The organism is Xanthomonas campestris pv. asclepiadis (assembly GCF_020784175.1).
Taxonomy (GTDB): Bacteria; Pseudomonadota; Gammaproteobacteria; order Xanthomonadales; family Xanthomonadaceae; genus Xanthomonas; species Xanthomonas campestris_D.
The window spans coordinates 1-8,066 of the sequence record NZ_JAJGQM010000080.1; the positions used below are offsets into that span (position 1 = coordinate 1).

An 8,066-nucleotide genomic window follows, 5' to 3' on the forward strand; every position below is an offset into this window, starting at 1 on the left:
TCATGGAACCTCCTCGGGAAAGGGGACGAGAAAATTCCACTTCTGGCGTCAGCTAATGGGCGGGGGGATTACCCAGGAAGCTCAGCTGCGCCAGCAACAGTCGTCCGAAGCATACTCGGAGATCGTCAAGCTCCTCGATCAATACACTGGCCATTTCAGTGCAAAGCAGAAGTCAGAGATTGCCGCTCTGATAGGTGCTGGTGTGGCTAAGCCGAAGAAGGATGCTTCTACGAGAAAGGAAGTAGCGCCCAAGTATTGGTTGCCCCACAACCAAGAGACATGGTCAGGGCGTGGTCGTCCGCCCAAAGCCTTCACCATTTGGGAGGGAAGCGCGTCTTACAAGGAATGGAAAGCCAAGCACCCGGATGAGAAGTTTCCGGCTTCCCAGGCTGAGTATTGCGATTGCCGAGGCAATGAGCGCCCGGAGTCTCTTCGGGCACTCATTTCCTACGTCTGCGGATTATTGGCTATTAGTTCGGCCACCACGCGTTGCTGGAAGTGTGCAAAAAGCCATTCCATCACCGCTGTTTGCGCGCCGAATCCTCTGGGGACTTTATCTGTCGACCTATTTATGATGCCTTGCAACGAAGCAGCACCGACGACTCAGGCCATGGAGGCGCCCGCCGGAACGTAAACCGAGATCTGGATTCGGCTATGCGCACCATAGGGTTCGTGCCCCCAGCCCCCCCACCGCACCAGTAGGCGCAACCCTGCGATCCGCGCCATCAGATCAAGTTCCGATGGCCAGACGTAACGCCGACGCTCAGTGAAGATGCGCGTGCCGTCCTCGCCCAGAACTACCACGCGCTGATCGAGGCGCTGTTGCACTGGGTCGGGTTGCGAGCACACCAGCATCACTGCGGCGCCGGTGCCCTGCGTCTCCGGCACGTCGATCACTTGGCTCACCTTTCCGCCGCTGTCGAACACTTCGGCGCCGGGCACTGCAGTCTGGATCACGAGCTTGCCATCTGGCGCCAAGCAGCGCGCTGCATTGATGATGCAGCGCAACTGCTCGGCCTGGGTGAGCAGATAGCCGAAGGAGGCCACCGCGTAGATCAGGCCGAATGGCCCAGTTAACGGCATGTCAGCAAAATCTGCGCAAACCAGTTGCAGCTGCTCGCTACCGGGTTTTGCACGCAATGCGTCCAGCATCGCCGGTGCGTTGTCGATACCAGCCACCGGCACGCCTCGCTGCGATAACGGCAGTCCGATGCGCCCGCTGCCGATGCCCAACTCCAGTGATGTTCGTCCATCAGCCAGTTCGGCTAGGGTTTGCACGCATCGCTGCAGCGCCTGCGCCGGCCAACGATCATGAAAGCTATCGTAGAACACGGACATCCGATCATACTGGTGAGTGACAGGCATACACATCGCGCTCGCTTGCAAATCAACTCGACGATAACACGCGGTGATGGCTGCACTGCGGCGTTGGCGACAGAGGCTAGGTACGCACAGTTCTTCGTATGTCGCGACTTCTTTGCGCTATGCGGCTTGACTCAGGCAGCGCATAACCCGATCATGAAACTGTATTTTCGATAATTCATGCAGAAATGCTCCGTAACCAGTCCTCTCTCCTATCAAGGGAAATCTTCATGAAGCATTTTTTCAAAGCGCTGTCGCGTTGGATTCAGGTCATCAGTGGCCGCAAGCTCGGCTATATTTACACATATTGACCATCCGCACCTGTTGCGGGAAAGGAGGTCTCTTTCTCGCAACCGCACACGTTAATGCATTGCTGGTATGCTTTTATCTCCAGAACTCGTAACGTGCCAATTTTAGTCGCTGGCAACCTGCGATGCGCGCATGACTTCAGGTAGCAATAGCGCTATCCCCCCGGGTCCGACCGGACACTGGGCATTCGGCAACCTGGGTCATTTTTCCGAAGATCCTTTGGCGTTCCTGCAAGACTGCGTTCGTAAACATGGCGATGTAGTCAAGGTTGCTAAACGAACCTATCTGCTCGCCGCACCGGCCGCGATCAGTACAGTTCTTGGCGACGACGGTGCGCTTTACGGCAAGGTCGATTCGGACCCGGGCGTGCGGCGCCCTGCATTTCCTGCTTCTGTGATGAACAGCACTGGCGCAGTCTGGCAGCATAAGCGGCGGGCGCTACAACCAGCCTTTCGTGCGACTTTGGTGCGCGACGCCGCAACACACGCATTGGTGGCCACCCGATCTTTATTGCGCGAGCGGGGCGAATCCTGCGCAATACAGGACATGCGCGCACTAATGACTGGGCTATGCGCGCAATTGGGCGCCGGCTTCCTGCTCGGTGATCCGGCACACGCACCAGACCTGCTGCTTATGTTGCCTATGGTCGATGCCATCTTGCAGCAGACCCGCCGTCAATCGATGGCTCCCTTGTGGTGGCCATCTGCAAACCGGCATCGCTTGCGCCGCGCACGAGCGGATCTTGACATGGCATTGGACCGGATCCTGGCGCGAAGCATGCAGAGGCCGCCGCATGCAGCATCGGTCTTGGCGCTGCTGCTAGCCGAAACCGCACAAGGCGATGGAGACTGGCGCCGCGACGAAGCGGCGGCGATACTGATGTCGGCACTGGAGCCGATGTCTGCAGCGTTGACCTGGACCTTGTTGCTACTGGCTCAGCACCCGCAGATTGCCCAGGAGGTGGCGCAAGAAGCCAACGCACTGGACGATGCCGATGCTGATGCCGCTTCAGGCACCAGCTTGCTCGATTGGTTGCCGCAAACGCGGGCCTGTGTGAAGGAGTCCTTGCGTCTGTATCCACCGGCCTGGATAACCGCAAGGATTGCGCAACGCGACGCCACATTGAATGGCTTCCATGTCCCCTGCGGCACCCAACTGCTCGTCAGTTCATGGGTCGTGCATCGCGACGGGCGCTATTTTTCCGATCCCGAGATTTTCCTGCCCGCACGCTGGCTTGACGATACCGCCACTCACTCGTTGGCGCGTTATAGCTACTTTCCTTTTGGAGGTGGCTCGCGCAGTTGCATCGGCAGCATGTTGGCGCTGACCCAGATGACCGTAGTCATCGCCACCATATTACGCACGTGCACCCTACATCTGGCTCCTGACGCGCGGCCCTCGCCCTTTCCCGCTCTTGTATTGCGGCCACTTGATGTGCGTATCGCGCTGCGGCCACGAGCGATACGCTCAGCCGCCCCGGCGCAGGCGCATGCCGCCACAGCGTTTTTCACTCCGGTATCGCCCGATGATTAGTCAGCAAGTTCGCAAGAAAACCCGGGAATATCCCAACCGATTTTTCGATTCCAGCGTATGGAATGATCTGGCGCCACGCGAGGGCGATATCGTGATCGCTAGTTACGCCAAAGCAGGCACGACCTGGCTGCAGCAGATCGTGGCCCAGCTAATTTTTGGCGGCGAACCGGACATTGATGTCTCGGCAATCTCCCCTTGGGTAGACAGCGTCTATCCGGACAAGGCGACCAAGCTCGCGCTGCTGAAGGCGCAGAGCCACCGGCGCTTCATGAAGACACACCTACCGGCCGATGCGCTGGTCACTAGTCCGCTCGCCAGATACCTTTACATCGGCCGCGACGGCCGCGACATAGCGCTGAGCCTATACGACCATCAATGCGCGGTGAGCCAGGATGCGCAGGCACGCCTGCACGCTAAAGGGGGCAAATCCGGCAAGTTGCGTGTGGTGCCACCGCCGAGCTTATCGCGCGATGCCTACGTGGCGCACTGGCTGGAATACGACGGGGCTCCGTTCTGGCCATTATGGGAAAACGTGCGTTCGTGGTGGGAACGAGGCGAGGATGCGAACGTGCTGCTACTACACTACGCCGATCTGCTCGATGACCTGCCCGGCCAAATCCGCCTCATCGCCGCTTTTCTCGGCATTCCGATCTCTTCAGACAGGTGGGATGCGATTGTGGCGCACTGCCGCTTCGACTACATGCGTCAGCATGCGGCACGTTACGTGCCGCAGGGTGCCGGTTTGTGGCGCGAAGGCGGCAAGGCGTTTTTCAACCAGGGCCAAATCGGCCGCTGGCGTAAGGTCTTGCCGGCTGAGTTAAATAACGCCTACTCCCGGCGAGCAGACGCGGAGCTAGGTGTGGACGTAGCGCAATGGCTAGCCCACGGCCAGGCACGAACGTCGTGAGTCTCCAGCTCATTGGAGCCGGCCTGGGTCGTACGGGCACTCTTTCGCTAAAGCTGGCGATCGAGCGGCTCGGTGTGGGCCGGTGCTATCACGCGATGGAATTGGCGGCGAACCTGCGTCAGGACTTGCCGCAATGGGAGGCGGCGATCAATGGGCGCCCTGACTGGGACGGGCTTTTCGCTGGCTATGCGGCGACCACCGACTATCCCGGCTGCTGTTTTTGGATGGAACTGGCCGCGCGTTTCCCGCACGCCAAGGTGATCCTGACCGTCCGTGATCCTGACGCTTGGTTCGAGTCGGTAAGCGCCACTATTTTCTCAGGCAGCGACAGCGTACCGTCGCTATTTGGCGCCCATGGCCAGCGCCTGAGTCAGTTCCTGCGCCGCGATCTGTGCGCGCGCCTCGGCGAGCGCGCCTTCATGACCGACTACTTCCGGCGCTGGAACCAGGCTGTGATCGAGCATATACCGGCGCCGCGCCTGCTAGTTCTCAACACTGATACCGAATCGAGCTGGGAACGACTGTGCGCATTCCTGGGGCGGCCAGTACCGGCGCTTTCATATCCGCGCGTCCATATGCGGGGCGTCGGCGTGCCAGCGCGTCGGCTGCCGACGGAGCCGGAACTGATCGAACACTGCATGCGCGCCTATTTAGACCGGCTCGCCGAGGATGCATTCGCGCCGCCAACGGGCAGATGAGTGGCGGCATGCATATGAATCAGGCCGCACTAGAAGCAGTCCTGCACGGTGCGGGCGTGCATATTCGCTCGCTCGGGGTGATATGCAACATCTTCCGAATTTTTGGGATGCGACCGCAGCGCAGTCGCTTCATTGACAAGATAAGTTGCTTCTCAGCAAGTAATATTATCGAGCGGCACTGGCATATTCGCGAGAAATATGTGAATCGCGCAGCATCATGACCGCCGCCATTTCTTGCGCGCGTTTGTGGGCATGGCGCAGGTCATTGAGGCGAAGGCACTTACGTCGAAAGATGCTGAGTTCGTCGAACGACGCATCGACGAGATTTTGGCTTGGCATGGGCTAACAGACGCAGAAGGCGAGGATTGAGGTCAGGCGGTGGTTAGGTCGCGCTTACCGAGCCTGTGCTCGACACATAGCACGCGGCCATCCAGTGTTTGGCGTAGTCATACGCAGCACTTCTATCAGGGAAGGCCACACCGGGGACTGGACAGCGGTGAAGCGTGATGCCCCCGTGCTTGGAAATCAGGAGCTCCGGCAGGAACTTCCCGTCAGACGGGATGATATGAGCCGTGAGCAAGTAATCGCCCACGTGCCGAATAGCGGTAACGCCCAAGACTGATCCTCCTTGATGGTGCTATACGCCTCTGGTTGTCTGACACCATCGTCAAACAACCGACCGCCAGGGCCCGCCCTGGTGACACGTTATCATGGCAGAAAATGGCTCAAAGCACTGTCGGCGAAAGACGGGCTGGACTGTAGGTAGTCGCCCCTGAAAAACCCCAACCAGCCAATCACCGCAACGGGTTTTGGGCGATACAGGCGTGCGAGGACTGCCAGTTTTCGCTACGCTGAGCGCTGGTTTCTGGCAATTTCTGCCCATGCATACACGCCGTTGTGCAGCCGAGGACAGACCCGCCGACGAGTTGTTCCGTTCGCGCCTGGAGAATCAGATCGATCTGGCATCCGCTGGCGCAGCTGAGCCAACGGATGCCGTGGACGGCGTTGGAGCAAGCCCTTTCATCGCTCTTGCCGGCCACTCCGGCCGGTGGCGGTCGGCCGGCATTGCCGGTGCGGCTGATCGCTGGTTTGCTCTACCTCAAGCACGCCTACGACCTGTCCGATGAAGCGGTGTGCGAGTGTTGGCTGGAAAATCCGTACTGGCAGTTTTTCACTGGCGAGGTCGTGTTCCAGACGCGCTTGCCGTGCGATGCCAGCTCGCTGACGCGTTGGCGGCAGCGGCTTGGCGAAGCGGGGATGGAAGAGTTGTTGGCGCACACGATCAATGCCGCGCATGCGATGCAGGCGGTGGATGGGCGCGCGTTGTCGCGGGTGATCGTGGATACCACGGTGCAGGAAAAGGCGATCGCTTATCCGACCGACAGCCGGCTGTTGGAGGTGGCGCGCAAGAAGCTGGTGCTGCTGGCCAAGCGGCATGGCGTCGCGCTGCGGCAAACCTACGCGCGGCAAGGTCCGGCCCTGAGCCGCAAGGCAGGCCGCTATGCGCATGCGCGCCAGTTCAAGCGCATGCGGCGCGTGCTGCGGCGTCAACGCACGGTGCTGGGGCGGGTGTTGCGCGATATCGAGCGCAAGCTGGACCAGGTGGACAGCAGCGTGGGCGAGCGCATCGCGGTCTGGCTGGAACGTGCGCAACGGCTGTACACGCAGCGCCCGAAAGACAAGCAAAAGCTCTACGCCCTGCATGCCCCGGAAGTGGAATGCATCGGCAAGGGCAAGGCGCGTCAGCCGTACGAATTCGGCGTCAAGGTCGGCATTGCGGTGAGTGCCTGCAAGGGATTGATCGTGGGCGCGCGCATTTTTCATGGCAATCCGTACGACGGCGACACCTTGGCCGAGCAGTTGGAGCAGGCACGCGCGTTGCTGCAGGACGTGAACGTAGAACCGACGGTGGCGATCGTGGACCTGGGCTATCGCGGGCGCGAGGTCGCTGGCGTGCAGGTCCTGCATCTTGGCAAGGCCAAGACGCTGACACGACGGCAATGGCGCTGGATCAAACGCCGGCAAGCCGTGGAACCGGTGATCGGACATTTGAAACAAGACTGCCGGCTGGATCGTTGCCGGCTGAAAGGGGCACAAGGCGATGCGCTGCACGTCCTCGGCTGCGCCGCCGGCTACAACCTGCGCTGGCTGCTGCGCTGGATCGCGTTTTTGCGTGCCTGGATGCGGGCGATGGAATGGCCATCCTTGAGCCACGTGCCGCTGTCACCGGCGCTACTTGATGCTTGAAGGGGATTTTTTCAGGGACGACTAGGTATTTTCCTAGCCAGGTTCGAATCGACGAGGTCGCGGTCTAGCTCAGGTGTCGCATCAGCCATTCGGAACTCATCGTTGAAAAGCCGGACCACGCGGCGTCCTTCTTTGCCAGCTTGGCCACCAGAAGGCGATCTTCCTTATCAAGGTGTCGCCTCAATGCATCGCGTATGGTGCTGGCGTTACCCAGATGGCCGATGAGCCAGGTCGAACCCACATCGTTAGACCAAGGGTGGCCAATTTCTTTGATCTTTGAGAAAAACCCTGTGTAGTCCTTGTCGCTACTCTTGCATTCGAAACTCACCATGTAGATTGGCACGCACAACTCCTTTTGCTCGGTTTGTGCAGTATGCCAGGGCAGGCTTGTGATTAGGTCCACGTCATCGGCAGTGCTGGAGCGATCGCCTAGCGACACCGCGTGGAGCCATAGCTTTATCCTGTCCAAGCTCGCTACATCTTTGGGATTCAATAGCCCGAATGCCGTATTCCTTGATCGAGCGTGGCATCACAACGTCGGTCACGATGAGCTTTCCAACGCAGGCACGTTGACATCGAAGACAGCCATGCATGCGTCGAAGTAGTGAGGGCGGTAGGCCCGAGTCGTATCCAGGCGGACCAGTTTGCGTCAGACACGCACGCCAATGCGCAAAGGGCAAGTCCCGGCTGGGCACGATGCTTTTATCTATCAACCAAATGGCCGATAACACCTGCTGCTTCCTATCCACTCAGGTAGGCATTTGCCAGCTGGGATGGGTCTCAACGGTTTCTATCTCCACCAGCGCTGGTCCTCTGAAAGAGACCTTGGCTTCGCTGTCCCGACCGCAAGGGCGAGCCTCCTTTTCGTCGCTGGCGCTTTGTTGCGGCCCTTCGCTGTGCGCCGCTTGCACGGTGCTCACTCCCGGGTGCGGTAGTGTCGACTCCCCCTAATTCAATGCCAGCCAAAACTAGAGGTCTGCGGTTGATGTTGATCACGGAACTCGGCGGGC

6 protein-coding genes and 2 pseudogenes are annotated in these 8,066 nt (G+C 59.7%); 5 read left to right on the forward strand and 3 right to left on the reverse strand.

Annotation, left to right across the window (positions count from 1 at the left end; genetic code table 11):
• Nucleotides 1-73 precede the first annotated feature (73 nt).
• Nucleotides 74-382: pseudogene (locus tag LL972_RS21080) on the forward strand (H-NS family nucleoid-associated regulatory protein); the annotation flags it as partial.
• Between the two features lie 221 nt (nucleotides 383-603).
• Here the strand turns inward: LL972_RS21080 and LL972_RS21085 are convergent.
• Entirely contained in the window at nucleotides 604-1,338 is a 735-nt protein-coding gene (locus tag LL972_RS21085; protein WP_228329254.1) for a class I SAM-dependent DNA methyltransferase, read from the reverse strand.
• A gap of 465 nt (nucleotides 1,339-1,803) precedes the next feature.
• On the opposite strand from LL972_RS21085, the gene LL972_RS21090 reads away from it, so the two are divergent.
• From LL972_RS21090 to LL972_RS21100, 3 genes are read left to right on the forward strand one after another with little or no spacing between them, the layout of a single operon-like run.
• Nucleotides 1,804-3,204, forward strand: a complete 1,401-nt coding sequence (locus LL972_RS21090; protein WP_228329255.1) for a cytochrome P450 — start codon at nucleotides 1,804-1,806, stop codon at nucleotides 3,202-3,204.
• A complete protein-coding gene (locus tag LL972_RS21095; RefSeq protein ID WP_228329256.1) occupies nucleotides 3,197-4,111 on the forward strand; it encodes a sulfotransferase domain-containing protein in 915 nt (304 codons plus the stop codon). The genes LL972_RS21090 and LL972_RS21095 overlap by 8 nt, the downstream gene beginning before the upstream one ends.
• On the forward strand, nucleotides 4,108-4,809 hold the full coding sequence (locus LL972_RS21100) for a sulfotransferase family protein (RefSeq protein ID WP_228329257.1): 702 nt from the start codon (nucleotides 4,108-4,110) through the stop codon (nucleotides 4,807-4,809). Before LL972_RS21095 ends, LL972_RS21100 begins: the two co-directional genes overlap by 4 nt.
• 165 nt (nucleotides 4,810-4,974) lie before the next feature.
• Here the strand turns inward: LL972_RS21100 and LL972_RS21105 are convergent, their stop codons facing one another.
• Nucleotides 4,975-5,148 (reverse strand): hypothetical protein, encoded by a 174-nt coding sequence (locus LL972_RS21105; protein ID WP_228329258.1) that lies wholly within the window; start codon nucleotides 5,146-5,148, stop codon nucleotides 4,975-4,977.
• A gap of 542 nt (nucleotides 5,149-5,690) precedes the next feature.
• Here LL972_RS21105 and LL972_RS21110 point away from each other — a divergent pair.
• Nucleotides 5,691-7,056 (forward strand): annotated as a pseudogene (locus tag LL972_RS21110) (IS5 family transposase).
• A 64-nt stretch (nucleotides 7,057-7,120) separates the two neighbouring features.
• Here the strand turns inward: LL972_RS21110 and LL972_RS21115 are convergent.
• Nucleotides 7,121-7,399, reverse strand: coding sequence for a hypothetical protein (locus LL972_RS21115; protein WP_228329259.1), 279 nt, complete (start codon nucleotides 7,397-7,399; stop codon nucleotides 7,121-7,123).
• Nucleotides 7,400-8,066 lie beyond the last annotated feature (667 nt).

What these genes read in the sequence shown, in the direction of transcription:
- LL972_RS21105 (WP_228329258.1), bottom strand. Translation starts at nt 5,148, where the DNA reads ATGCCAAGCCAAAATCTCGTCGATGCGTCGTTCGACGAACTCAGCATC.
- LL972_RS21095 (WP_228329256.1), top strand. Translation starts at nt 3,197, where the DNA reads ATGATTAGTCAGCAAGTTCGCAAGAAAACCCGGGAATATCCCAACCGA.
- LL972_RS21085 (WP_228329254.1), bottom strand. Translation starts at nt 1,338, where the DNA reads ATGTCCGTGTTCTACGATAGCTTTCATGATCGTTGGCCGGCGCAGGCG.
- LL972_RS21090 (WP_228329255.1), top strand. Translation starts at nt 1,804, where the DNA reads ATGACTTCAGGTAGCAATAGCGCTATCCCCCCGGGTCCGACCGGACAC.